At 70.0% G+C, this 24,594-nt stretch carries 24 protein-coding genes; 10 read left to right on the top strand and 14 right to left on the bottom strand.

What is annotated here, in order from left to right; genetic code table 11:
* Positions 1-198: 198 nt before the first annotated feature.
* From ACFYXF_RS07445 to ACFYXF_RS07415, 7 genes are all read right to left on the bottom strand, one after another.
* Complete coding sequence (locus tag ACFYXF_RS07445) at positions 199-1,848, bottom strand: dipeptide ABC transporter ATP-binding protein (RefSeq protein ID WP_389348623.1); 1,650 nt, start codon at positions 1,846-1,848, stop codon at positions 199-201.
* The gene (locus ACFYXF_RS07440; protein WP_389348622.1) at positions 1,845-2,849 is read right to left on the bottom strand and encodes an ABC transporter permease; all 1,005 of its coding nucleotides are present in this window, start codon (positions 2,847-2,849) and stop codon (positions 1,845-1,847) included. Before ACFYXF_RS07440 ends, ACFYXF_RS07445 begins: the two co-directional genes overlap by 4 nt.
* On the bottom strand, positions 2,846-3,886 hold the full coding sequence (locus ACFYXF_RS07435; protein ID WP_389348621.1) for an ABC transporter permease: 1,041 nt from the start codon (positions 3,884-3,886) through the stop codon (positions 2,846-2,848). Before ACFYXF_RS07435 ends, ACFYXF_RS07440 begins: the two co-directional genes overlap by 4 nt.
* Positions 3,887-3,893: 7 nt before the next feature.
* Positions 3,894-5,615 carry an ABC transporter substrate-binding protein gene (locus ACFYXF_RS07430; RefSeq protein WP_389348620.1) on the bottom strand — a complete coding sequence of 574 codons (1,722 nt, stop codon included), beginning with the start codon at positions 5,613-5,615 and terminating at the stop codon, positions 3,894-3,896.
* Positions 5,616-5,763: 148 nt separating this feature from the next.
* Positions 5,764-5,856 (bottom strand): Ms4533A family Cys-rich leader peptide, encoded by a 93-nt coding sequence (locus ACFYXF_RS07425; RefSeq protein ID WP_327700321.1) that lies wholly within the window; start codon positions 5,854-5,856, stop codon positions 5,764-5,766.
* Positions 5,857-5,912: 56 nt separating this feature from the next.
* Entirely contained in the window at positions 5,913-7,334 is a 1,422-nt protein-coding gene (locus ACFYXF_RS07420) for a DUF3152 domain-containing protein (protein WP_389348619.1), read from the bottom strand.
* A gap of 8 nt (positions 7,335-7,342) precedes the next feature.
* The gene (locus ACFYXF_RS07415) at positions 7,343-8,371 is read right to left on the bottom strand and encodes an alpha/beta fold hydrolase (RefSeq protein ID WP_389348618.1); all 1,029 of its coding nucleotides are present in this window, start codon (positions 8,369-8,371) and stop codon (positions 7,343-7,345) included.
* Between the two features lie 167 nt (positions 8,372-8,538).
* On the opposite strand from ACFYXF_RS07415, the gene ACFYXF_RS07410 reads away from it, so the two are divergent.
* The 4 genes from ACFYXF_RS07410 to ACFYXF_RS07395 all read left to right on the top strand — a co-directional run bounded on the left by ACFYXF_RS07410 (position 8,539) and on the right by ACFYXF_RS07395 (position 10,335).
* Entirely contained in the window at positions 8,539-8,718 is a 180-nt protein-coding gene (locus ACFYXF_RS07410) for a hypothetical protein (RefSeq protein ID WP_389348617.1), read from the top strand.
* 161 nt (positions 8,719-8,879) lie between these two features.
* Positions 8,880-9,521, top strand: coding sequence for a TetR/AcrR family transcriptional regulator (locus ACFYXF_RS07405; RefSeq protein ID WP_235475001.1), 642 nt, complete (start codon positions 8,880-8,882; stop codon positions 9,519-9,521).
* 135 nt (positions 9,522-9,656) lie between these two features.
* Positions 9,657-9,884 (top strand): DUF3107 domain-containing protein, encoded by a 228-nt coding sequence (locus tag ACFYXF_RS07400; protein ID WP_235475002.1) that lies wholly within the window; start codon positions 9,657-9,659, stop codon positions 9,882-9,884.
* 181 nt (positions 9,885-10,065) lie between these two features.
* On the top strand, positions 10,066-10,335 hold the full coding sequence (locus tag ACFYXF_RS07395) for a hypothetical protein (protein ID WP_389348616.1): 270 nt from the start codon (positions 10,066-10,068) through the stop codon (positions 10,333-10,335).
* 78 nt (positions 10,336-10,413) lie between these two features.
* Here ACFYXF_RS07395 and ACFYXF_RS07390 read toward each other — a convergent pair whose 3' ends face one another.
* Positions 10,414-11,196: a ferritin-like fold-containing protein gene (locus tag ACFYXF_RS07390; protein ID WP_389348615.1), complete on the bottom strand. Its 783-nt coding sequence runs from the start codon at positions 11,194-11,196 to the stop codon at positions 10,414-10,416.
* 479 nt (positions 11,197-11,675) lie between these two features.
* On the opposite strand from ACFYXF_RS07390, the gene ACFYXF_RS07385 reads away from it, so the two are divergent.
* Both ACFYXF_RS07385 and ACFYXF_RS07380 read left to right on the top strand, forming a co-directional pair.
* Positions 11,676-14,246 (top strand): DEAD/DEAH box helicase, encoded by a 2,571-nt coding sequence (locus tag ACFYXF_RS07385; protein WP_389348614.1) that lies wholly within the window; start codon positions 11,676-11,678, stop codon positions 14,244-14,246.
* A 423-nt stretch (positions 14,247-14,669) separates the two neighbouring features.
* Positions 14,670-15,560 carry an alpha/beta fold hydrolase gene (locus tag ACFYXF_RS07380; RefSeq protein ID WP_389348613.1) on the top strand — a complete coding sequence of 297 codons (891 nt, stop codon included), beginning with the start codon at positions 14,670-14,672 and terminating at the stop codon, positions 15,558-15,560.
* Here the strand turns inward: ACFYXF_RS07380 and ACFYXF_RS07375 are convergent, their stop codons facing one another.
* A complete protein-coding gene (locus ACFYXF_RS07375) occupies positions 15,561-16,469 on the bottom strand; it encodes an NYN domain-containing protein (RefSeq protein WP_389348612.1) in 909 nt (302 codons plus the stop codon).
* A gap of 184 nt (positions 16,470-16,653) precedes the next feature.
* Here ACFYXF_RS07375 and ACFYXF_RS07370 point away from each other — a divergent pair, with 184 nt between their 5' ends.
* Positions 16,654-16,806 (top strand): hypothetical protein, encoded by a 153-nt coding sequence (locus ACFYXF_RS07370; protein WP_095749063.1) that lies wholly within the window; start codon positions 16,654-16,656, stop codon positions 16,804-16,806.
* Positions 16,807-16,914: 108 nt separating this feature from the next.
* Here the strand turns inward: ACFYXF_RS07370 and ACFYXF_RS07365 are convergent, their stop codons facing one another.
* The 3 genes from ACFYXF_RS07365 to ACFYXF_RS07355 form a co-directional block, all read right to left on the bottom strand.
* On the bottom strand, positions 16,915-17,520 hold the full coding sequence (locus ACFYXF_RS07365; RefSeq protein WP_235475009.1) for a MarC family protein: 606 nt from the start codon (positions 17,518-17,520) through the stop codon (positions 16,915-16,917).
* Between the two features lie 55 nt (positions 17,521-17,575).
* Positions 17,576-18,433, bottom strand: coding sequence for a PHP domain-containing protein (locus ACFYXF_RS07360; protein WP_389348611.1), 858 nt, complete (start codon positions 18,431-18,433; stop codon positions 17,576-17,578).
* A gap of 151 nt (positions 18,434-18,584) precedes the next feature.
* The gene (locus ACFYXF_RS07355; RefSeq protein ID WP_389348610.1) at positions 18,585-19,226 is read right to left on the bottom strand and encodes a DUF6758 family protein; all 642 of its coding nucleotides are present in this window, start codon (positions 19,224-19,226) and stop codon (positions 18,585-18,587) included.
* A 163-nt stretch (positions 19,227-19,389) separates the two neighbouring features.
* On the opposite strand from ACFYXF_RS07355, the gene ACFYXF_RS07350 reads away from it, so the two are divergent.
* Entirely contained in the window at positions 19,390-20,613 is a 1,224-nt protein-coding gene (locus ACFYXF_RS07350) for an MFS transporter (protein WP_389348609.1), read from the top strand.
* 142 nt (positions 20,614-20,755) lie between these two features.
* Here the strand turns inward: ACFYXF_RS07350 and ACFYXF_RS07345 are convergent, their stop codons facing one another.
* Positions 20,756-21,361 (bottom strand): suppressor of fused domain protein, encoded by a 606-nt coding sequence (locus ACFYXF_RS07345; protein ID WP_389348608.1) that lies wholly within the window; start codon positions 21,359-21,361, stop codon positions 20,756-20,758.
* Between the two features lie 518 nt (positions 21,362-21,879).
* Here ACFYXF_RS07345 and ACFYXF_RS07340 point away from each other — a divergent pair.
* Both ACFYXF_RS07340 and ACFYXF_RS07335 read left to right on the top strand, forming a co-directional pair.
* Positions 21,880-23,004, top strand: coding sequence for a magnesium and cobalt transport protein CorA (locus ACFYXF_RS07340; protein ID WP_389348607.1), 1,125 nt, complete (start codon positions 21,880-21,882; stop codon positions 23,002-23,004).
* Positions 23,005-23,046: 42 nt separating this feature from the next.
* Positions 23,047-23,562 (top strand): hypothetical protein, encoded by a 516-nt coding sequence (locus ACFYXF_RS07335; RefSeq protein ID WP_389348606.1) that lies wholly within the window; start codon positions 23,047-23,049, stop codon positions 23,560-23,562.
* Between the two features lie 131 nt (positions 23,563-23,693).
* Here ACFYXF_RS07335 and ACFYXF_RS07330 read toward each other — a convergent pair whose 3' ends face one another.
* Positions 23,694-24,401: a hypothetical protein gene (locus tag ACFYXF_RS07330; protein ID WP_389348999.1), complete on the bottom strand. Its 708-nt coding sequence runs from the start codon at positions 24,399-24,401 to the stop codon at positions 23,694-23,696.
* Between the last annotated feature and the right edge of the window lie 193 nt (positions 24,402-24,594).

Here is a 24,594-nt window from a genome sequence, read left to right as displayed (position 1 = left end):
CCGCGCCCGGGGGGGGGGGGCGGGGGGGCCCCGGGGGGGGGGGGGGGGCGGGCCGGTGGGGGGGGGGGGGGGGGGGGGGGGGGGGGGGGGCCCCCCCCACCACCAAAAGGGGTGAACGGTCGTAACTTTCCCGAACGAATCGCGTTCTGTCGCGCTAGGAGATCACTCCAGCACGCATGGTCACGAACGGGTGTGCGGTCAGGCCGGGGTCAACTCCCGTCGCACGGCACGGCGCCGGGCCGCGATCTCCGGGTCCAGAGCGGGTACGGCGGCCAGGAGCTGCCGGGTGTACGGGTCCTGCGGATTGTCGTACACCTCGTCGGCGGGGCCCGACTCGACGATCCGTCCCCGGCGCATCACCGCGACGCGATCGCTGACCTGGCGTACGACGGCGAGGTCATGGGCGACGAACACCAGCGCGAGGCCGAGTTCGCGCTGCAACTCGCCGAGCAGGGCGACCACCTGGGCCTGCGTCGTGACGTCGAGGGCCGAGACCGGCTCGTCGCAGACGATCACGCGCGGTTCGGCGGCCAGTGCCCGTGCGATGCCCACGCGTTGGCGCTGGCCGCCGCTGAACTCGTGCGGATAGCGGTCGAAGTGCGCCGGGTCGAGCCCCACACGCTCCAACAGCTCCCCCACGCGCTCCCGAACGCGCCCCTCGTCCCGTTCCCCCCGCGCCCGCAGCGGGTCGGCGATCGACTCGCCCACGCTGCGGCGGGGGTTGAGGGAGGACACGGGGTCCTGGAACACCATCTGCACGGCCGGACCCACCCCGGACCGCAGACGCCCCTCGTAGCGCACCTCACCGGCCGTCGGCTCCAGCAGCCCGACCAACATCCGCCCGAGCGTCGTCTTACCGCTGCCGCTCTCGCCGACGATCCCGAGGGTCTCACCCCGGCGGACGGTCAGCGACACGTCGTCCACGGCCGCGAACGCCCGCTTCCCACGCCCGAACTCGCGCCGCAGGCCGGTGGCCTCCAGCACGACCTCCTCGGAGCCGGAGGCGTCCCCCGGGAGCCGTCTCGCGTCCACGCGCGGTACCGCGGCGAGCAGTTCACGGGTGTACGCCTCGGCCGGCGCCCCCAGTACGGCGGCGACCGGGCCGTGCTCGACGGCGCGCCCGTGCCGCATCACCAGCACGTCGTCGACGCTCTCCGCCGCGACGCCCACGTCGTGCGTGACGAGCAGCAGGCCCATGCCGGTCTCCTCGCGCAGCGTGTGCAGCAGGTCGAGGATCTGGGCCTGGACGGTGACGTCCAGCGCGGTCGTCGGCTCGTCGGCGATGAGCAGCTCGGGCTCGCAGGCGAGGGCCATGGCGATCAGCGCCCGCTGACGCATCCCGCCGCTGAACTCGTGCGGCCGGGACCGGGACCGCCGTACCGCGTCCGGAATCCCGACGCGGTCCAGTACGTCGACGGCACGCGCGCGTGCTGCCCGCCGGGACGCCTTGGTGTGCACCCGGTACACCTCGGCTATCTGGTCGCCGACCGCGTAGTACGGGTCCAGGGACGACAGCGGGTCCTGGAAGACCATCGCCGCCTTCGCCCCGCGCAGCCCCCGCAACTCGGCCTCGGACGCCCCCTGTACGTCGGTTCCGGCGACCCGGATCGTGCCGCCGACCTCCGCTCCCGTACCACGGTGCAGCCCCAGCAGGGCGGACGCGACCGTGGACTTGCCCGAGCCGGACTCGCCGACCAGGCCCAGCGCGGCGCCCTTGGCGAGCCGGAACGACAGCCCGTCCACGGCCCGCAGGGAGCCGAAGGCGACCCTCAGGTCGTCGACCTCCACAAGGGCCGCGTCCTGCGGGCTTTCCGCCTGAGCCTCATCCGAGGCCTTGTCCAGGCTCATACGAGCACCACCCGTCGATCGGCCACCGCGTACAGCACATCCGCGACGGCGTTGGCGATGACCACGAAGAATCCGGTGACCAGGACCATGCCGACGACCACCGGCAGGTCGACGACATTGACCGCCTGGACGAGTTCGTGTCCGAGGCCGGGCAGCCCGAAGAGCGTCTCGGTCAGCACGGCGCCGCCGAACATCGATCCGAAGTCCGTGGCGTTCAGGGCGATCAGCGGAGCTACCGCACCGCGCAGCGCGTGCCGCCCGATGATCGACCGCTCCCCGACGCCGTACGCGCGGAAGGTGCGTACGTGGTCCTCGGCAAGCGTCTCCAGCATCGACGCCCTGGTCAGCCGGGCGTACTTGGCGGACTCGATGAGCGCGAGCGACAGCCAGGGCAGCAGCAGGTTCCAGGCCCACTGCTCGGGGTCGTCGACGAAGGGCACGTACTGCGGGAACGGCAGCAGCTCCAGCTGACCACAGACGACGATCATCAGGATCAGTCCGATGACGAACACGGGCGTGGCCGTACCGGCGAGCGTGAGGCCGGTCAGGATGCGCTCGGTGGGCCGGCCTCGCCTCCAGGCGGAGAGCACGCCGGTGCCGACGCCGATGAGCAGCCACAGCACCATCGCGCCGAGCGCGAGCGAGCCGGTGACCGGCAGCTTCGCCAGGATCAGCTCGGTGACCTGCTGGTCGCTCTGGTACGACAGGCCCAGGCACGGCGCCGAGCAGTGCTGGACGGACGTACCGGTCGAGTAGTCCTGACCGGCGAAGATGCCCTCCAGAAAGTGCCAGTAGCGCAGGTACAGCGGGTCGTCGAGGCGGAGTTGCTCGGCGACCTGGTGCACCTGGGCGGGGGAACAGCGCGGGCCGCAGGTGATCTGGGCGACGTTGCCGGGGGCGACGTAGAAGACGACGTAGATGATCACCGAGATGGCGAGGAGGGTGACGATCGCGCCGACGACACGGCGGGCTACGAAGCCGCCGAAACCGGAGAGGTTCACGCGTCGGCCCCCGCCTTCTCCGCCTGCCCGGTGCTCCCTGTCGTGACCTTGGCCTCACGCCTGCGCCCCGTCCCGATGCGCAACCGGGAGGCCGCGCGCGGGTCGAGGGCGGTGCGCACACCGTCACCGAGGACCGTCAGCGCCAGGACGGTCACGAAGAGGGCGCCCGCGGGCAGCAGCAGATACTGCGGTGCCGCCTGGTACCAGACGTCGGCGGCGGTGATCATCTGCCCCCAGGACGGCGTCGGCGGCTTCACACCGACCCCGAGGAAGGACAGCGCGGCCTCGACCGTGATGTTCGACGGGAAGAGCAGCGCGGCGTACGTGATGACGGGCGCGGCGAGGCCGGGCAGCAGTTCGCGGCGGGCGATCCGCCAGGAACCCCAGCCGCTGAGCCTGGCGGCGGCCACATAGTCGAGCTGTTTGAGGGTGAGCGTCTGGGCGCGCACGATCTTCGCGACCCCGCCCCAGGCGATCAGCCCGATGACCAGGGCGACGAGCACGGGCCGCGGGAAGCTGCTGGGCACGATCGCCAGCAGGGCCAGCGACATGATCATGAGCGGCAGGGCGATGATGACATCGGTGAGACGGCTCAACAGTTGATCAACCCATTGACCGCCCAGCGCGGACGCGATGCCGACCACGACACCGATCAACACCTGGACGAGGGTCGCCGCGAGCGCGACCCCCAGCGAGACCCGGGCCCCGTAGACGAGCCGGGCGAACAGATCGCGGCCCGTCTGCGGTTCGACGCCGAGCCAGTGGTCGCCGCTGATGCCCCCGAGGGAGCCGATCGGCACGCCCCCGCGCGCGGAGTCGATGAGGTCGGGGTGGTAGGTGGTCGGGTCCTGGCCCTCGATGGCGGTGAACAGCGGCGCGGCGAGCGCGACCAGGACGAGCAGCGCGACGACGGCCGCCGCGACGAGGGCGGCGCGCTGCGCACGCAGCCGCCGCCAGAACTGACGGGCCCCCGAGCCCGCCGGGACGGGTGTCGTACCTGTCCCGGCGGCCTGGGAGGCGAGAAGAACCTCGCTCACGGCGTCGTCACTTCACCGCGACCTGGGAGATGTCGAGGACACCCGTCCAGTCGCTGATCACGATGTTCTTGACGTCCTTGCCGTACAGCCGCTTGTAGACGGGGTGGAACAGCGGCACGGTCAACGCCTGCTCGCCGATCTTGCTGTCCAGTGCACCCCACCTCTTGGCGGCAGCGTCAAGATCGGTCAACTTGTTGATCGCGTCAATCTCGGCATTGACGGTCTTGTCGTTGAGGAAGCCGGTGTTGAAGTTCGCACCGTCCTTGACGATCTGTCGGCCGTCGAAGATCGGCGCGAGGAAGGGACCGCCGGAGGGCCAGTCGGCACCCCAGTGGGCGAGGAAGAACCCGGGCTCCTTGTTCACGTCGTGGATCGTGTCGGAGTAGTCGTTGTCCTCCAGGCCCTGCAGCTTGACCGTGATGCCGGCCTTCTTGAGCGCGTCCTGGACGGCGGTCGCGATCTCCGGGCTGGTCTCGAAGTCCTTGGCGTTGGAATGGGTGAGGGTGACGGTCAGCCCGTTCGGGTAACCGGCCTCCTTCAGCAGCTCCTTGGCCTTCGCCGCGTTCCCGGACGTGCCCGCCGGGAAGTGGTCGTACGGCGTGTACCCGAAGGACTTCTGGTTCGGCAGATAGGTGGTGGCGGCCTCGGCGAGCGACGATCCGCCGGCCGCGTTGATGACGCTCGTGCGGTCGATGGCGTACGAGATCGCCTGGCGCACCTTGATGTTGTCGAACGGCTTGATCTTCGGGTTGAACGCTATGTAGTTGGTGTAGCCGAAGTGCCCGGTGCCGACGCGCGCCGCCAACTCCTTGTCACCGGTGACCTTGGCGAGTTCGGCCGGGCCGAGGTTGGTGTCCGTGGTGACGGACGCGGCGTCCGCCCCTTGGGACGCCGACAGCCGCTGGTTGATCACCGAGGAGTCGAGCCCGGACCGTACGTCGATCTTGTCGGGGTAGGCCTTGCGTTCCGCGTCCGTGGCGGCCGACCAGTAGGTGTTGCGCTCCAGGATCAGCCGCTCGCCGTCGCCCTCGTTGCTGACGACCTTGTACGGCCCCGACGAGATCGGGTGCTCCTCGTACTTCGTACCGGTGTCCTTGGCCTTCGGGACCGGCGTGAACTGCGTCTGCGTGGCCAGGTAGGGGAACTCGCCCTCGGGCTTGTTGAGATGGAAGACGATCGTGAGGTCGTCCGGCGTCTCGATCGCGTCGAGGCCCTTCCCCTTGTCCTTGTAGGAGCCCTGGTAGTCGGCGGCGCCGATCAGCCAGTCCCTCAAGTAGGGCGCGCCGCCGGAGAGTTCGGGGGCGAAGGAGCGCTCGATGCCGTACTTGATGTCGGCGCTGGTGATCGCCGTACCGTCCTCGTACTTGAGGCCCTTCTTGAGGGTGTACGTCCACACGGTCGCGTTCTCGCTCGGGCGCCCGGTGTCCGTGGCCAGGTCGGGGACGACCTCCGCGCCCGCCGCCCCGCTCTCGCGGTTGCGCGTGGTGAGCGTACGGAAGACGAGCGAGGGGACGTTTCCGCCGCCGGAGGTGTACAGCCGGGCGGGGTCGAAGTCTTCCTGCGGGTTGCGGTTGAGGACGGTGAGCGTGCCGCCCTTCTGCGGCTTGGAGTCGCCGCTCGCGCCCTTGGCATCGTTGTCTTTCGGCCCGCACGCGGCGACGCCGGCGGCCAGGACCAGGCTGACGGACACCGCTGCCACGCGGCGCTTTCTGACGGACGGTTGGCGCATCGGAAGACGACCTCTCGAATGATGAGACGGAATGACGAGGAATGAGACGGAAGAGAACACACGTCTGCCCGGGCGTCGGGTCGCATCAGGTCGTGGTCGACCGAAGAAGGAGATGGTGAACGTCGCGACACGCACGCCGGGGCGGGTGTCAGCGACAGAGAATGTCTGCCACACAGAGTGGGGTCACGCCGATCAGCGCCAGCTCGATGGCTGCGCGTTCGACAACATGACTAGACCACATGCGCAAAAATATGAACGAACTTTCCACCCGTGTCAACGTGACTTCTGAGCCACGGGTCAACTTCCGGGATACGGCCAGGGGTTGGCCCGGCAGTGGATCCCGTTGTGGTCGAGGAACTTGGTCTGCTGCTGCATGACCGGAGCCAGCTCGCCGTCCTTGTCGCAGGTCACATGCCCATAGCCCAGCCGGTGGCCGACCTCGTGGTTGATCAGCATCTGCCGGTACGCGTAGATCTTCTGGTCGCCGTAGGTCTCGGACCCCTGCGCCCATCGATAGGCGTTGATCATCACGCGCTCGGTGGCGGTCGAATTGCAGGACACGTTGTCCTCGGTGGTGTCGAGCCCGGACTTGGCGCACCAGAAGGCGGTGGTGCCGGGGCTCGCCAGCGTGATCACGAAGTCGGGCTGGCCGGAGGAGATCCGCTCGAACGTACGACCGCCGCCGTGGGCCCAGCTGCGGTCGTCGTTGAGCGTCTTCTGCACGGCCTGCGCGAACAGTGTCCCGTCGAGCCCGAGCCCCTGCTCGACGTCCACGCGGTACGTGTATTTCCGCCCGGTCCCGGGCGCCTTGGCGAACCCGCGGATCGCGTCGAACTTCCCCGAGCCCTTGAGCTTCGCCCCGAGCGCGTACGTCTTGGCCATCTTCTGGTCGTACGTCAGTGTCGTCACCGCGGCCGGCGCGTCGGACGCGGAAGGAGCGGCGTCGCTGTCCGCCGCGGAGCCCCGGACGTCCTGACCCGAGCCCTTCGCGGTCTGGGTGCGCACGCCCCCGCCGTCGTCCTGGCCGTTGGTCACCTGCCCGGCCACGACGACCGCCAGCACGGTGGTGACGGCGGCGGCCGCGATCCCGGCGAACGCCCGGCCCTTGCCGCCGCCCTTGCCCTTGACCGGCTCGGCGGGCGGGACGTACCCGTCGCCCGCGTCGGCCTCCGACTCCCAGGTGGTGACGTCCGCGTAGGGATCGGCGGAGTGGCGTGACCGGCCGCGCGGCGCGAAGAGGTCGACGTCCTCGGCACCGGACGTACCGACTCCGTCGAAGGCGTCGACGTACGCCTGTCGCGGTCCTCGCGCGTTCGGGGGCGCGGAACGCTGACCCGGTATGGCCGGCCCGGTGCCGGTCCGCGTGCCCAACTCGCCCCAGCCGCCGCCGGTTTCCCGCTGCTCGGGATGCCCGCCTCCCCGGATGTGGGGAAAGCCGTGGGCAGGGGTTCCGTCCGGGAACCGCAGTGACCCGTGTGCCGGGGTGCCGTCGGGCAGACGCGGAAAGCCATGGGCGGGCGTGCCTTCAGGAAGCCTCTGCGGCCGGCCCTGTTGAGGCTGCTGCCACTGTTGGGACTGCGGGCCCTGCTGAGATTGCGGGCCCTGCTGAGGTCGCTGTCCTTGTCGAGGCTGCTGTCCCTGCTGAACCACAGGGATGTTCGCCGTGTCGCCCTTACTGGCGCTGCCGCCGGTACGGCCGCGGCGGCTGTGACGTCCCACCTCGCGTCTCAGCTCCCCGCGTTCGCGGCGTCGGCCCGGCTGCCGACGGTCCTCGCTGCCACAGTACCGGTATCCGCTGCCAACTCACCTGTGTCCCCGAGCAGTTCACGGAACGCCGATGCCACCGTGTCCGGGTACTCCATCATCGCCACATGTCCGGCATCGGGCAGCGAGAGCAGCCGGGAGTCACGGAAGGTGCGTGCCGCCCGCTGGGCCATGCGGTAGGAGACGAGCTGGTCCCGGCCGCCGTAGACGAGAAGCGTGGGCGCGAGCACCCGCTCGGCCTGGCGCCACAGACCGTGCTGGCCACCGAGCGTGTACGCGTTCACGATCCCGCGCGAGGAACGCGTCATCGCGTCCCAGAAGTACGGCAGTTGCAGCCGTCGTTCCATCTCTTCGACCGCGTGGCGGAATCCTTCGGGCGTCACCTGCTCAGGATCGCCGTAACAGAGCGCCGTGACGCCACGGACGCGCTGCTCGGCGCTCCACTGTGCGGTCATCCGGGTGAACAGCCGGGCCACGCCCGGCAGGGCGAGCAGCGCGGTCGGCACCGCGGTGCGCTGCACGCGGACCTCCGGCAGCGCGGGCGAGACGAGCGTGAGCGTCCGGACGAGGTCGGGGCGCACCGCCGCGACGCGCGTCGACACCGCGCCGCCCATCGAGTTCCCGAAGAGGTGCACGGGACCGCGCCCGGAGGAGTCGAGGTAGCGGATGACGGCACGCGCGTGCCCGGTGATCGAGTAGTCGCCGTCGTCCGGTGGCGGGGAGTCGCCGAAGCCCGGCAGGTCGAGCGCCTCGCTGTCGACGATCTCCTCGTGCAGCTGCATGAGCGCCGACCAGTTCTGCGAGGAACCGCCCAGGCCGTGGACGTACAGCGCGGGGGGCAGTCCCGCGCGCGCGGGTGGCCGCGACCGCACGGTCAGGGTGATCCCCGGCAGACCCACCGAGCGCAGTCGCTCACCCTCGGCGACCCTGACGGGCGCCACCTTCGGCAGCACAGTGGTGGCCGGCACGTACGGCCGCTCGGTCGAAGACATGCGGCAATGTTACGAGACGATCACGCAGTGGTTCGTGTGTTCGGCGTCACAGGCGCGCGTCTCGACCGCCCGGCACCCCGATGGCATGGCGTCCGGCCCCCGTGTCTCCTAGGCTCGTAGGCAGGGCACCCGCAGCGAAGCCGTACCCCACGGGAAGGGGGCCCAGCATGGCCGTCGATCCGACCGACCCCGAGGCCTTCGAGGAGATCGAGGGTTTCGAGGAAGAGGAAAGCGAAGACGAGCAGGACGACGCCCCGCTGACCGGCGAGAACACCGACCGCGCCAATGTGGCCGACCTCGCGGAACAGGCACGCGTGGTGAAACTGGACGAGGACGAGTACCGATAGCCACGTACCGTCAGGGGAATTGTCGCCATTTGAGCGAATAGACCGGAACATCCAGTCCCTCGGTCGAGGAATTTCTGCGCTCGCACCGCGCACACCAGGGTTACCGAAAAGTACGATGGCCGCGCGGCGCACACCGCATGTGGACGAAATTGGGAGGCGGCGTGACAGCCATCGAGCAAACTGAGGCGGCACGCCCGCGGGGCACGCGGTTGCCGCGTCGCGCCCGACGGAACCAGCTGCTGGGCGCCGCCCAGGAAGTGTTCGTGGCGCAGGGCTACCACTCCGCCGCGATGGACGACATCGCCGAACGGGCCGGCGTCAGCAAGCCGGTGCTCTACCAGCACTTCCCGGGCAAGCTCGACCTCTACCTCGCACTCCTTGACCAGCACTGCGAGGCACTGATCGAGTCGGTCCGTACGGCTCTGGCGTCGACCTCCGACAACAAGCAGCGCGTACGGGCGACGATGGACGCGTACTTCGCCTACGTGGAGGACGACGGCGGCGCCTTCCGGCTGGTCTTCGAGTCGGACCTGACGAACGAGCCCGCCGTGCGCGAGCGCGTCGACAAGGTGACGAACGAGTGCGCGGAGGCGATCTGCGAGGTCATCGCCGAGGACACCGGCCTCTCGCGTCCGGAGTCGATGCTGCTCGCCTCCGGTCTGGGCGGCCTCTCCCAGGTGGTGGCGCGGTCCTGGCTGCACAGCGACCGCAGCGTGCCGCGCGATCAGGCGGTCCAGCTGCTGGCCTCACTGGCCTGGCGCGGCATCGCCGGTTTCCCGCTGCACGGCACCGAGCACCACTGACCGCCCGTTTGTTCCCACCTGCTGTTCGCTCCTGGCGTTCCCGGGCGGAACATGTACGTCCCCTCACCGGGCTAATGTGTGCTGGGTACGGCGCGGATGCCCGCGCACTTCACTGACCGTCGGAGGGACATAGCCGTGGAGGTCAAGATCGGCGTGCAGCACGCGCCCCGCGAGATCGTTCTGGAGAGCGGTCAGAGCGCCGAGGAGGTCGAGCAGGCCGTAGCCGAGGCGCTGTCCGGCAAGTCGGCGCTGCTGAGCCTCGTGGACGACCACGGCCGCAAGGTCCTGGTACCGGCCGACCGTCTCGCGTACGTCGAGCTGGGCGAGCCGACGGCCCGCAAGGTGGGCTTCAGCGCGCTGTAGGGCATGCACATGAGAGGGGCCCGGCGGTTTTCGAACCGCCGGGCCCCTCTCATGTCCGCTCCCCTGTCCGCATTCACAGGTTGACCACACGTCACCCTTACAAGTGGGTTGCTCTGAGCAGGTCACGGGTATGACGGGCTGTGAACGCGATGCGCAGGCAGGCTGTGGGAGGGACCCCGACATGTTGTTGGAAGCACTCGGCTCCGCGATCCTCGGCCTCGCCCTGGCATGGGCTGCGGCCCACCGCCTGCCCGACCGTCTCCCGGCCCGCCCCCTGGTCCTGTCGACCGGTGTGGCCGGAGCCCTGTTCGGCGCGTTCGTCACGCACAGCGCGCTGGGCGCCGCCCACTTCGTACTGATCCTGCTGGGCGCGACGGCCCTCTCGGCAGCCTCGGTCTCCCTGCTCCTGCGCCCTAAGGGAAGACTCCGCCGATCATCGGCGACGGCGTAGCCGAGCCGACAGGGGCGCGGGGAACTGCGCGACCAGCCACAGCGGCGCCGCAGATGACGGCGAACCCCAGCAGAGCGGCTACGCGGCCAACCCCAACGCGGCCATCCGCTTGGTGTGCGCCTCAGTGATCCGCGAGAACATCCGCCCGACCTCAGCAAGGTCGAACCCGTCCGCGACGCCACCGACGAGCATCGTCGACAACGCGTCCCGGTCGGCGACCACCCGCTGCGACTGCGACAGCGCCTCCCCCATCAGCCGCCGCGCCCACAGCGCGAGCCGCCCACCCACGCGCGGGTCCGCGTCGATCGCGGCACGCACCTTCTCGACGGCGAAGCTCGCGTGCCCGGTGTCGTCGAGGACCGCGAGCACCAGCCGGCGGGTGTCCTCGTCGAGGCGGGCCGCGACCTCGCGGTAGAAGTCGCTGGCGATCGAGTCACCGACGTACGCCTTGACGAGCCCCTCCAGCCAGTCCGAGGGCGCCGTCTGCTTGTGGAAGCCGTCGAGCGCGGCGACGAACGGCTCCATCGCCTGGGTCGCGTCGGCGCCGATCTCCGTGAGCCGGTCCCTGATCTGCTCGAAGTGGTGGAACTCCGCCGACGCCATCTTGGCCAGTTCCGACTTGTCGACGAGCGTCGGCGCCAGCTTGGCGTCCTCGGCGAGCCGCTCGAACGCCGCCAGCTCGCCGTAAGCCAGCGCGCCGAGCAGGTCGACGACCGCGGCGCGGTACTGCGGGTCGGTGGCGGCCTGCGCCCAGTCCTGGGCGGCGATTCCGGTGAGTGCGGGAGCGGCTTCGGCCGCGGTTTCTACCGTGCTTTCGTCGGGGGTCGCGGAGGTACCGGAGGCGTTGTCAGGCGTCGTCATGAAGCGCACAATAGCCCGCCTGCCGCAAGGCGGAAGTCCCTGCTCAATCAGTGTGACGACCACTACGTGACCGAATCGGCCATCGCATGTGCGCGATTCCGGGGTATGGTGGTAATGCGCTCGTTGAGTTGAAAGACGTATCTCGACGGGCCACACGAATGAGGATGCCCGGTCGGTGGCCCGATCGGCTCCGACCCGACAGCTCTCCTCGTCCGTACGGCACGATGCGTACGGAATTCGGAGGGACCCTCAGCGGTACGAGCGCTCGAGCGTCGGCAGTGGTCCCGTGCCACTCGGCCCGCCCGTGAGGCGGCCGAAGTTACCGGCACGGTCCCGACACGACCCCCGCGCTCGCCTCGCACCGCGTACACAGAAGAGGCATTGCCCTGACTACGACTTTCCGGGATCTCGGAATCCTTCCCGAGACCGCCGAGGCGCTTGAAGCCGTCGGCATCATCACTCCCTTTCCCATCCAGGAGATGACCCTCCCCGTCGCCCTGACCGGCACGGACGTCATCGGCCAGGCCAAGACCGGCACCGGCAAGACGCTCGGCTTCGGACTCCCGCTCCTCGAGCGTGTGACCGTCCCCGCCGACGTCGAGGCTGGCCGCGCCCAGCCCGAGCAGCTCACCGAGGCCCCGCAGGCACTCGTCGTCGTCCCGACGCGCGAGCTGTGCCAGCAGGTGACCAACGACCTGCTCACGGCCGGCAAGGTCCGTAACGTGCGCGTGCTCGCCATCTACGGCGGCCGGGCGTACGAGCCGCAGGTCGAGGCGCTCAAGAAGGGCGTCGACGTCGTCGTCGGCACCCCCGGGCGGCTGCTCGACCTCGCGGGCCAGAAGAAGCTGAACCTGAAGCACGTCCGCGCGCTCGTCCTCGACGAGGCCGACGAGATGCTCGACCTGGGCTTCCTGCCCGACGTCGAGAAGATCATGAACATGCTGCCGGCCCGCCGTCAGACGATGCTGTTCTCCGCGACCATGCCGGGCGCGGTCATCGGTCTCGCGCGCCGCTACATGTCGCAGCCCACGCACATCCGCGCCGCCGCGCCGGACGACGAGGGCAAGACCGTCGCGAACACCGCGCAGTACGTCTACCGCGCGCACAACATGGACAAGCCCGAGCTGGTCGCGCGCATACTGCAGGCCGAGGGCCGGGGACTGGCCATGGTCTTCTGCCGCACGAAGCGTACGGCCGCCGATCTCGCCGACCAGCTCGCCCAGCGCGGCTTCGCCTCCGGCGCCGTCCACGGCGACCTCGGCCAGGGCGCCCGCGAGCAGGCGCTGCGCGCCTTCCGCAACGGCAAGGTCGACGTTCTCGTCTGCACGGACGTGGCCGCGCGCGGTATCGACGTCGAGGGCGTCACGCACGTCATCAACTACCAGTCTCCCGAAGAGGAGAAGACGTACCTGCACCGCATCGGCCGTACAGGCCGCGCGGGCGCCAAGGGCATCGCGATCACGCTGGTCGACTGGGACGACATCCCGCGCTGGCAGCTGATCAACAAGGCGCTGGAGCTGAACTTCAACAACCCGCCGGAGACGTACTCCACGTCCCCGCACCTGTTCGAGGAACTGAGCATCCCGGCCGGCACCAAGGGTGTCCTGCCGCGCTCGGAGCGGACGCGCGCCGGTCTGGGCGCCGAGGAGGTCGAAGACCTCGGCGAGACGGGCGGACGCGGTGGCCCGCGCGGTCGCGGCGGCCGTTCCTCCGGCCCGGCCGCTTCCGCCCCGGCGGCGGAGCGCGAGCGTCCGGCGCGTACGCCGCGCAGTCGCCGCCGTACACGTGGCGGTGCCACCGCGGACGCGCCGACGACCCCCGTGACATCGAACACCCCGGTCAGCGAGGCGCTCGCCCCGTCCGAGCAGCCCACCGAGCGCCGTACGCCGCGCCGCCGTCGCCGTACCCGCGGTGCCGCAGCGGAGCCGGTGGCCGCCTCGACGGCCACGTTCGTCGAGCCGTGGGCCGAGGCCGCGGTCGCGACGGCGGAGGGCACGGTCCCCGAGGCGTCGGAGCAACCGCGCCGCCGTCGCACCCGCAGGTCGGCGGAGCCCACGCCGGCCGAGGCCGTCGTCGCCGAAGCCCCCGAGGCGGAAGCGCCGGCGGAGCAGCCCCGTCGGCGCACCCGCAAGGCTGCGGAGCCCGCGCCGACCACCCCGGCCCAGGTCGTCCCGGCCGAGGCCCCGGAGGAGCAGCCGCGCCGACGCCGTACCCGCAAGACGGCGGAGCCGGTCATCGACACCGCCGAGGTCACCGTCCCGGCACCGGCTGCGGAAGCCGCCGTGGACACCGCGGAGGGCGTCGAGGCCAAGCCGCGCCGCCGGACCGCCCGCAAGACGGCTGAGCCGGTCGTGGTCGAGGCCGCCCCGGAGAAGCCCCGCCGGACGCGTAAGGCAGTGGCGGTGGCCGCCGAGGACGTGGTCGACACCGTCGAGGCCAAGCCGCGCCGGACGACCGCCCGCAAGGCGACCGCCCCGGCCGCGGAGGTTGCCGTCGACACCGCCGAGGCGGTCGAGGCTAAGCCGCGCCGTCGTACCGCACGCAAGGCCGCCGAACCGGCGGTCGTGGTGGAGACCGCCGAGATCCCGGCCCAGCCGATCTCGGACGAGGCCGCGGCGCCGAAGCGCCGTACGACGCGCAAGGCGGCGGCATCGGCCGCGGAGGCCGCCGTGGACACGGCGGAGGGCGTCGAGGCGAAGCCGCGCCGCCGCACGACCCGCAAGACCGCCGAGGCCCCGGTCGTCGCGGAGGTGGAGGCCACGGAGCCGAAGCCGCGCCGTACCCGTAAGGCGACGGCGTCGGCCGCGGAGGTCGCTGTCGACACCGCCGAGACGGCCGAGGTGAAGCCCCGTCGCCGTACCGCCCGCAAGGCGGTCGAGGTCGTCGTCGCCGACATCCCGGCCCAGGCCGCGGACGAGGTCAAGCCTCGCCGTCGCACCCGCAAGGCCGCCGAGGCGGCGGTCGTGGTGGAAGCGGCACCGGAGGCCGCCGAGGCGAAGCCGAGGCGGCGTGCCACCCGCAAGGCGACCACGGACACCGTGGAAGCCTGACCTTCAGCCACACGACGGCCCGGCCCACCTCCCCAGGCGGCCCGGGCCGTCGGCGTTCCCCAGGGCCCTGAAGTTCCTCGCCCCCGCCGCCCCTACCCGTCCCATCCCTGGGGGCTGCCGCCCCCAGACCCCCTATCGCGCTGAACGCGCTCGTCCTCAAACGCCGGACGGGCTGGATGGTGCCGGCCGGGGCTGGAGGGTGGCCGTCGGGGCTTGATCTTTCAGCCCAGGCCCAGGCATTTCAGCCCGGGCCCAGGTATTTCAGCCCGTCCGGCGTTTGAGGACAAGGCCCGTTCAGGGCCGGAGCGGGGGTCTGGGGGCGGCAGCCCCCAGAAGGATGGGAACGGGTAGGGGCGGCGGGGGCGAACCAATTGGCCCCAAGCCGCCCACCTCCCCCTCACCCCCGCCGGATAACCTCGTCCCATGAGCAGGCCTCTGACCTTCGCTCCGCCCCCCGGCGCCCGTGCCTACGCACTGCGTACCGCACGCGGCGAGTTCGCCGTCATCGACGCCTCCGCAGGCGCCGGCGCCGAGCCGAAGGGGACTGTTCTGCTGCTGCCCGGGTTCACCGGCAGCAAGGAGGACTTCATCTCGACGCACGAACCCCTCGCCGCACGCGGATACCGCACCGTCGCCGTCGACGGCCGAGGCCAGTTCGAGTCCCCCGGCCCCCGCGACGACGAATCGGCGTACGCGCAAAGCGAGTTGGCCCAGGACGTGCTCGCACAGGCCGCAGCCATAGGCACCCCCGTACACCTCGTCGGCCACTCGCTCGGCGGCCAGATCGCCCGAGCCGCCGTCCTCCTGGACCACACCCCGTTCGTCTCCCTGACCCTCATCTCCTCGGGCCCCGCCGAGATCTCCGAGGCCCAGCAGCAGCGCGCGAAACTCCTGCGGGACGCGCTCGCCGTGATGAGCATGGCCGAGGTCTGGGAGGCCATCCAGGCCATGGACGACCCACAGGCCGGCGGTGGCGACCTCGACTCGGTGGACGCCGTGGACGCCGGGCTCGACGACCGCGAGGATCTGCGCCGCCGCTGGATGGGCAACAGCCCGGCCCAACTCGTCGCCACAGGGCGCCAATTGTGCACCGAGCCGGACCGGGTGGCGGAACTCGCCGCCGTACCGCTGCCCTTCCATGTCCTGTCCGGCGCCGAGGACGGCACCTGGGCGATCCCGCTCCTCGACGACATGGCGGTACGACTGCGAGCGCACCGGACCGTCATCGACGGCGCCGAGCACTCCCCCAACACGGACCGCCCGCTGGAGACGGCCCGCGCCCTGGCCGACTTCTGGGACACCGTTCCCAAGTAATCAGTACTGCGTCTGAAGGTGCTCCCAGAACCCGTCCCGCAGTGCCCGCCGCAGCTCGGCCTGTCCCCGCAGCGAGTACTGGAGCAGCCCCTCCGCCTCGACCAGAAGGTCCTGGTCGACGGACCCGGGGAGATACGGATGCCCGGGCAGCAGCTCGACCAGTGACTCGCGCCCCCGCGCCGCCAGCCACTTCGCCGCGATCTGCGCGCCCACGAACCTCACGTCCTCGCGCGTGGGCCGCGTCCCGACCGACGCCTCGTAGGACGCGGCCGTGCGCCGGGCGACGTACGGCTTGAAGAAGTCGAGGTCGAACGTGCGCTGGCTGTCGACCTCCCAGAGCAGCGGCTCGGCCTGGTTGCGGCCCTCGGGCGCCTCGATGCCCCAGAGGTGGACCCGTGCCCCGTACCCCTGTGCCGCCTCGACCGCCGACACCAGGTCCTCGTCGCCGCCGATGAGCGCGGCGTCGCTGATCGCGCGGTGCCGGGCGAGTGACTCCAGGTCGGTCCGGATGAGTGAGTCGACGCCCTTCTGCTGGTTGTTGGCGTTGAGGTTGCCCAGGCGCACCTTCACATCGGGAAGTTCGGCGATCGACTGCTGCTCGATGGTGTGGATGCGGCGCCGGGCACCGTCGTACCAGTAGACGCGCAGCAGTCGGCTGTCCGCGAAGATCGTGCGGGCCTTGTCGATGAGCGCCTCGATGAGACCTTCCGCGTCCAGTTCGTAACTGCGGCGGTCCTCGGTCCCGGCGACGAGCCGGCCCGCCGCCGCGTACAGATATCCGGCGTCGACGAAGATCGCATGGGTCGAGGGCGTCTTCGCCACCTCGGCGAGCATGCGATGGAGCAGCTCGTTCGTACGGTCGATGCGGGCGCTCAGCTCCGCGTGATCGTCGTGGTCGTCGTTGTTCATATACCTCCATTGTCTCGGCGGTCACGCTTCGAACACAACCGGTCCCGGTCAGCTCTTACCAGGAGGTACTTAGACGTTCGAAAAATTTATTTAGCGTAGGGAATGTTCGTAACACACACGTAGTTGAGTACTACGTAACCAAGTAGTTCTCCTCAGGAGGATGACCAGACGAAGGGAGAAGCCCATGCGCTTCGAAATCATGCGTCTTGACGACGTCGACGGCACCCCCGTCGACAGTACGGTCGTGGACGCCGCCTCCGTCAACCGGATCGTGCAGCAAGCAGCCTCAATAGGGCAGCGCCTCTGGATCCGCCCGGCCGAGACCTCGGCCTCATAACGCGCGACACGCGCGGATGACGCTCGCGGACGACGAGCAGACTTCAGAACCCCCGTACGGCACCGACGCCGTACGGGGGTTCTGCATATCAGCGCAGATCAACGCGCTTCAGCTCTGCTGGACCACCTGGGTGACCCCGTTGATGATCTGCTGCACGGCGATCGCGGAGAGCATCATCCCCGCGAGCCGGGTCACCAGGACCACGCCCCCGTCCTTGATGACGCGGATGATCAGCAGCGAGTACCGCATCACCACCCACAGCACGACATGGACGGCCAGGATCGCCGCCCACACCGACACCTGCATGGCCACGCCGTCCGCCTTCTGCACGGCCAGGATGACCGACACGATGGCGCCGGGCCCGGCGAGCAGGGGCATGCCGAGCGGTACGAGGGCGACGTTCACGTCCTTCGTCTGCTTGGGCTCGTCCGTCTTGCCGGTGAGCAGGTCGAGGGCGATCAGCAGGAGCAGCAGCCCGCCCGCGATCATCAGGGCGGGCACGGAGACATGCAGATAGTCCAGGATCTGGTGCCCGAGCAGCCCGAACACGGTGATCACACCGCCGGCCACACAGACGGCCTGGAACGCCATCCGCTTCTGTACGCGGGCCGGGCGCCCCGCGGTGAGCGCGAGAAAGATCGGGGTGATCCCAGGGGGATCCATGATCACGAAGAGGGTGAGAAAGAGCGAGCCGAAGACAGCGACGTCGAACATGGGTGAGGGAGCCTTGCGTAGGTGCGGGGAGAGTGAAAGGAGCGGTGTCGGGTTCTCAGGCTCCGCCGGTCCCCGGCACCGGGAACGCCCCGGTGGCCCGCCGTGTGATCTCCCCGTACACCTCGGGGTCCGTCGTGTACTCCCCGAGCACACAGGTCTTCCGGCTGCCGTGGTAGTCGGAGGAGCCGGTGGCCAGCAGCCCCAGCTCCGCCGCGAGGCCGCGCAGCCGCGCGCGGGTCGCCGGTTCGTGGTCCATGTGGTCGACCTCGATGCCGTCGAGCCCGGCGGCGGCCAGCTCCGCGATCGCGGACTCCGGCACGGTCCGCCCCCGCTTGCTCGCGGCCGGGTGCGCGAACACGGCCACGCCGCCGGCCCCCTTGATCAGCCGCAGCGCCTCGAAGGGGTCGGTCTCGTGCTTCGGTACGTAGGCCCGGGCGCCGTCGGCCAGCCAGTCCCCGGTGAAGGCGTCGTTCACGGTGGGTACGACGCCCAGCTCGACCAGCGCCGTCGCGACATGCGGTCGGCCCACGGAACCGTCACCGGCGATCCGCGAGACCTGCTCCCAGGTGATGGGCACCCCCAGCTCCTGGAGCTTGGCGACCATGCCCTGGGCACGCGGCACCCGGTCGTCCCGCACCAGCTCCCGCTCGGCGAACAGCGCGGGCTCCTCGGGATCGAACAGGTAGGCCAACATGTGCATGCTGATCCCGTCGAGCCGACAGGACAGTTCGGCCCCGGTGACCAGCGTCAGCCCGGCGGGCAGCGCGGCGATCGCCTCGGCGTACCCCCGAGTCGTGTCGTGATCGGTCAGCGCGACGACATCCAGCCCGGCGGCACCAGCGTTACGCACCAACTCGGCAGGCGTGTCCGTACCGTCGGACGCGGTGGAGTGGCAGTGCAGATCGATGCGCACGGTGCGAACTCCAGCAGGTGACGGCGCCAAGGGGGACGCCTCAGCATAACGGGCCGTCTTTTGTCCTTTAGGGGCGCGGGGAACTGCGCGACCAGCCCCCACCGGGCCCGCACCCAACAACGAACCCAGGCACCCCGAACCCAGCAGAGCGCTAAGGCTGAAGCAACCGAGGCGACAACGCCCCGCAGGGAACCAGCTCCACCTCAGCCCCCGCATCCCGCAAATCCGTGAGCACCAGCTCGTCGTACATCAGCAACCCGGACTGCTCGGGCCACACCACAGCCCACAACCACAACCCGAGCGCCTCCCCCGCGAACACCGCCCGATCATCGGGCCCACCCGTGACATGCCACAACGGAGTGGGCCGCCCCGCCGCCAACACCTTCGCCTCGGCCGGTTTCTCGACGTTCATGTACGGCCCCGGATCGGGCCCGTCGATCCCCGCGTACCGCGCACCGAGCCCGACGCCGAGTTCCTCCGCGACCAGGATCAGCTCACCCATCCCCCCGACCGGTCCGGGACCCGAACAGGCCACCGCCGTCGCACGGCCCCCACTGCGGTCGTCGCCCGCACAGCCCACGCCCGTGAAGAGCCAGCCGACCGGCAGCGGCCACGGCATCCACACCGGAACCTGCGTGCGATGCACGACGACACTGAGGGCCTCGACGCTGGGCGGGATCACGGGCTGCAGCGGATGCACCGTCCCGTGCACATCACACTGCCAGGAGTCGGCAAAGAGTCCGGGAGCCCTGACCCGGCCACCACACTTCGGGCAACTGGGTTCGCCCCTCATAGAGCCCCACGGTCCTCCCCGTCCTTCCTCCCGTCAAGGACGATCACCCGTCCGGAGTGACACGTTTCCACCGTTTCCACCAGGTGAAACTAGATGTAGCTTGCATTAATTAGCAACTCTAACTTACTATGTGCATACACCAACCATCTCCCGGGGAGCAGACATGAACAGCAGCACGGGAGGCACGGAAAGCCTCCTCCGGCAGCCGAAGGCCGTCTGGGCGACCGCCGGCGCGTCCGTCGTCGCCTTCATGGGCATCGGGCTCGTCGACCCGATCCTGCCGTCCATCGCCAAGGGCCTGGACGCCACGGCCGGCCAGGTCTCCCTGCTCTTCACGTCGTACTTCCTGATCACCGCCGTGGCGATGCTGGTCACCGGCTTCGTCTCCAGCCGGATCGGCGGCAAGAAGACCCTGCTGCTCGGCCTCGCGTTCGTCGTGGTCTTCGCGGGTCTGGCCGGCACCTCGGGCTCGGTCGCCGAACTGGTCGGTTTCCGGGCGGGCTGGGGCCTCGGCAACGCTCTCTTCGTCTCGACGGCCCTCGCCGTCATCGTCGGCGCGGCGGCCGGTGGCAGCGCGGCGGCGATCCTGCTGTACGAGTCCGCCCTGGGCCTCGGCATGGCGTGCGGCCCCCTGCTGGGCGCGCTGCTCGGCAACGCCAGTTGGCGCTACCCCTTCTTCGGCACCGCGTTCCTGATGGCCGTCGGCTTCCTGTGCATCACGGTGTTCCTGAAGGAGCAGCCGAAGCCGGCCGCGAAGACCTCGCTGCTCGACCCGCTCAAGGCGCTCGGCCACGGCGGCCTGGCCTCCGCCGCGATCTCGTCCTTCTTCTACAACTACACGTTCTTCACCGTGCTGGCCTTCACCCCGTTCGTGCTCGACATGACGCCCTACAGGTCGGGGGCCGTGTTCTTCGCCTGGGGTGTGCTGCTGGCCGTCTCGTCGGTGCTGGTCGCTCCGCGGTTGCAGCGGCGGTTCGGATCGCTGACGGTGCTGGGTGGCTCGCTGGTGCTGCTCGCCGTGGATGTGCTGGTCCTCGGTTACGGCAGCCACACCACTGCCGTGGTCTGCACGGTGCTGTCCGGTGCGTTCATCGGGGTGAACAACACGGTGTACACCGAGCTGGCGCTCGGGGTCTCCGACGCGCCCCGCCCGGTCGCCAGCGCCGGGTACAACTTCGTGCGGTGGTTCGCGGCGGCGGCTGCCCCGTTCTTCGCGCCGAAGATCGAGGGGTGGACGGACGTGCACATGCCGTTTGTGGTGGCGGCGGTTACGGCTGTGCTCGGTGCGGTGGTTGTCGTTGTGCGGCGGAAGTCGCTGACGCACGAGGTGGAGGAGCTGGAGGTTCGGCACGCTTCCGAGGACAGTGTTGGCGTCTTTGCAAGCTGAGGGTGGTTGTTCGTCTGCGGGTCGGTGGGGGCTTGTCGCGCAGTTCCCCGCGCCCCTGAAAGCCAAAGGCAGGGCGTTGCCCAACTGGTGGTTTCCAAGGGGCCGTTGGTGATGTCTGTCACTCCGGAGCCGAACGTGAGGGTCAGTCCAGAGGGACGGACTTGCGGGACGGGTCCCGTAGGTCCGTTCCGTTGGTGAGCCAGCGTTCCTGGAGGGCCTGGGCGCCGTGGACGCGTTTCCAGGCGGCCTCGTTCGGGGTCATCGGGAGCAGGGGGAGGAAGCGGACGGGGTCCAGGGGGTCGTCCAGCTCCAGGTCCTCGATCAGGCCGCCCGGCTCGGCGACCAGGACCGAGGTGAAGGGCGCCCCCGGCCACAGCGGCTCACCGACGTCGAGCGAGGCGCCGGGGGCCACGATCACCCCCTCGACCTGCGGGGACGCGGCCAGAACCGCGAGCGGGCGCAGCACCTTGTCGGTGTCGGCGAGGCCGGCCCGGACGGAGATGACCAGCTCGGCTCGCGGGCCCTTCACCGGGTCGGCGAGGACCGCCGTGGGGTCCGCCATCGGCTGCGCGGACATGCCGAGCGTGGCGTAGCGGACGATCTCCCCGTCCTCCCCGTCCCGGTCCTGGCCCTGGAAACGCAGCACCTCGACACGGTCCGTACCGAGGAAGGTGACCGCGGCGCGCGCGTCCGGTTCGCCCAGCGTCGTACGCAACCGGGCCTCGACCAGAGGAAGAACATCAGCCATGCGGCGAGCATAGAACTCGTCAGTTGCGGGCAAACGCGCACCTTGACAGTTCCGTCGGCTGTTACCCTAGGCGGGGTCCGGGCAGCACGTAGAAGCGTCGCGATCAAGTCCCGACACCGACGAAGTTCCCCTTAGGGGGCTCCCCTTGAAGGGGAATGATCGTCCCTCACGAGGGACCGGCCGGAGGAGGTGGGGCTGCAATGGATCGAAGTCATCCGTGCAGTAGCACCCGCTCTTCCGCCCGCTGATGTAGTTGCTCCGGCCGTTACCGCTGGGCTGTCACCTCTCGCATTCGCGTCATCGCGGAAGAGCACTTGGTTTCGTTTGCCTGATCCATGTGGTCCCTGATCCATGTGATCCGAGTCAGTTCTGAATCAGTAGCGAAGCTCACCACCGCGACGGTGCGGTGCTCCCCGCTTTGTGGACGTGCCAAACATCCTCAGTCAGGACGTCCCCATTCCGGGCAGTTCCAACCGTTGACGGCGGTCTTTCGTTGCGTGTCGCGAAGGAGCCTGCCAATGTCGATGATCCACAACCTGCGTGCCGCGGTCCGCCCGTCCCGTCCCTCCCTGCGCAAGGAGAGCGGCAGCTACGACACCACCCGCGACCCCTCGACGCCCTCGGCCGTCGTCGACTGCGCCGTCTACCGCGACGGCGCCCGGGTCGACAGCCCGAGCACCTCGAAGACGCCGACCCCGCACGAGGCGATGCGCAAGGTGCGCCGCGACGGCGGCTTCGTGTGGATCGGGCTGCACGAGCCGACGGAGGCCGAATTCTCCGGTATCGCCAGCGAGTTCGGGCTCCACCCGCTCGCCGTCGAGGACGCGATCCAGGCCCACCAGCGGCCCAAGCTGGAGCGGTACGACGACACGCTCTTCACCGTCTTCAAGACCATCCACTACGTCGACCACACCGAACTCACCGCGAACAGCGAGGTCGTGGAGACCGGCGAGGTGATGTGCTTCACCGGACGGGACTTCATCATCACCGTCCGGCACGGCGGCCAGGGCTCCCTGCGCGCGCTGCGCCACCGCCTCCAGGACGACCCCGAGCTGCTCGCCAAGGGCCCCTCCGCCGTGCTGCACGCCATCGCCGACCATGTCGTCGACGGCTATGTCGCGGTCGCGGACGCCATGCAGGACGACATCGACGAGGTCGAGACGGAGGTGTTCTCGCCGGGGCGCAAGGGCACCCCGCGCGGTACGGACGCCGGCCGGATCTACCAGCTCAAGCGTGAGGTCCTGGAGTTCAAGCGGGCCGTCTCGCCGCTGCTGCGGCCCATGCAGCTGCTGAGCGAGCGCCCGATGCGGCTGATCGACCCCGACATCCAGAAGTACTTCCGCGATGTCGCCGACCACCTCGCCCGGGTCCAGGAGCAGGTGATCGGCTTCGACGAGCTGCTCAACTCGATCCTCCAGGCCAACCTCGCGCAGGCGTCCGTCGCGCAGAACGAGGACATGCGGAAGATCACGTCCTGGGCCGCGATCATCGCCGTACCGACGATGGTGTGCGGGGTCTACGGCATGAACTTCGACTACATGCCCGAGCTGCACTGGAAGTTCGGCTACCCGGTCGTCATGACGGCCATGGTGGGCATGTGTGTCGGCATCCACCGCACCCTGAAGCGCAACGGCTGGCTGTGACGGGGGCTGGTGGCGGCGGGCGTCGTCGTTACGCTTCTGCCCATGACTGACACGCTGCTCGACCGGGCCCTCGTCGAGGAGGCCACGAAGAAGTCCGGCCTCGTCTGGGTCAAGGGTCCCGCCGGGCCCTCCCGCGCGCTGTGGCACGTCTGGCACGAGGGCGCGGCCGTCCTCGTCGGCGACGGGCCCGGTGAGCAGCCCTTGCCGGGGCTGGTCGACGGGGCCGAGGCGGAGGTCACCGTCCGCAGCAAGGACAAGGGCGGGCGGTTGGTCACCTGGGCGGCGACCGTTGTGGAGCTGGACCCTCAGTCCCCTGAGTGGGAGGCGGCTGTCGCCGAGCTCAAGGGGAAGCGGTTGAACGCGCCGGACGGTGAGGCGATGGTGGAACGGTGGGCGCGGGAATGCCGGGTAGTGCGGTTGGTGCCGTGCGCGGGGGGCTTGCGCCCGCTGCCTGAGGGGTCGTTGGCTGCGCCGCCGGTGCCTACGTCGGCGACTACTCGGGAGCCGATCCCTGCGGGGTTGCCGCGGCTGCTGTTCCGGAAGCGGCGGGGTAGGTAGTTCGTTTGCTGCCGGCCGGTGGGGGCTTGTCGCGCAGTTCCCCGCGCCCCTTTTGGGGGGCGCAGCCCCCCAAACCCCCCTCAGGACTGCGCGACCAGCCCCCACCGGGCCGCAGCGAAAGAACCGACTGCTCAGGACGACGGCAGCTGCTGCCCGTAGTCCACCGTCTCGTTCTTCTTCGGTTCCTCCAGGGCGAAGTCCTTGCCCCAGTCGCTCAGGAGGAGGGTTCCGGCGCCGCCTGCGCGGACCAGGCGCAAGGGGTACGGGGAGCCCTCCAGGGAGACGTCCAGGGTGCCGCCGGAGCCCTTGTCGCCGGTGATGCGAATCGTGCGGGTGCCCGACTGCTTGTGGTGGCCGTCCGTGGCGAGGCTGCCGTGAAGGGTGAGGAGGCCGTCCAGGAGGACGTCCTTGTCGGTGAAACCGCTGAACTTCTTGTACGACGGGTCACCCGTCGGCACCTTCACGAACAGGCCCCCGAGCTTCTCGGCGGCCGCCGCGTCCGACTTGCTGTCCTCGCCCTTGCCGCCGTCCTCGTGGCTCCAGAACGCGGCGTCGGCCTTCAGGAACAGGTGCTCCCCGACCCGCAGCAGCTGGAACGTCGCCCCCTTCGAGGTGACCGAGCCGGTACCGCCGTCGTCCTTGAGACGCATGTCCAATGTGTACGTCGTGCCGTTGGTCACCACGGTCCCGGAGAGCCGTACGGCGTCCGCGGACTCGGCTGCCGTACGGGTCTTGGTCTGGATGGTGTCGGCGGGCAGCTTGCCGACCCCGTTGGTGCCCTCGTCCGGGTCCGAGCTGCATCCCGTGAGTCCTGTCCCCGTCACGACCAGGGCGCACATCGCGCCCACCAGTCCGGCGCTGCGGGTACGGCCACGGGGAATCGCAGACACAGGTGGGGCTGCCTCTCGTACGGGTGTCCTGAGGGGTGTGGACGGCAGCGTACCGGTGCCGTCGGGCCCCGGCGGAGCCAGTCCGTCCGGACCCCCCACCAGGGCGGAGGCGAACCGGACGGGCTAGCCTGAAGCGCATCCG

The organism is Streptomyces sp. NPDC002680, from assembly GCF_042889145.1.
Classification (GTDB): domain Bacteria; phylum Actinomycetota; class Actinomycetes; order Streptomycetales; family Streptomycetaceae; genus Streptomyces; species Streptomyces adonidis.
The sequence above is the reverse complement of the archived record's forward strand: the minus strand, read 5'-3'. Positions and strand labels throughout refer to the sequence as shown.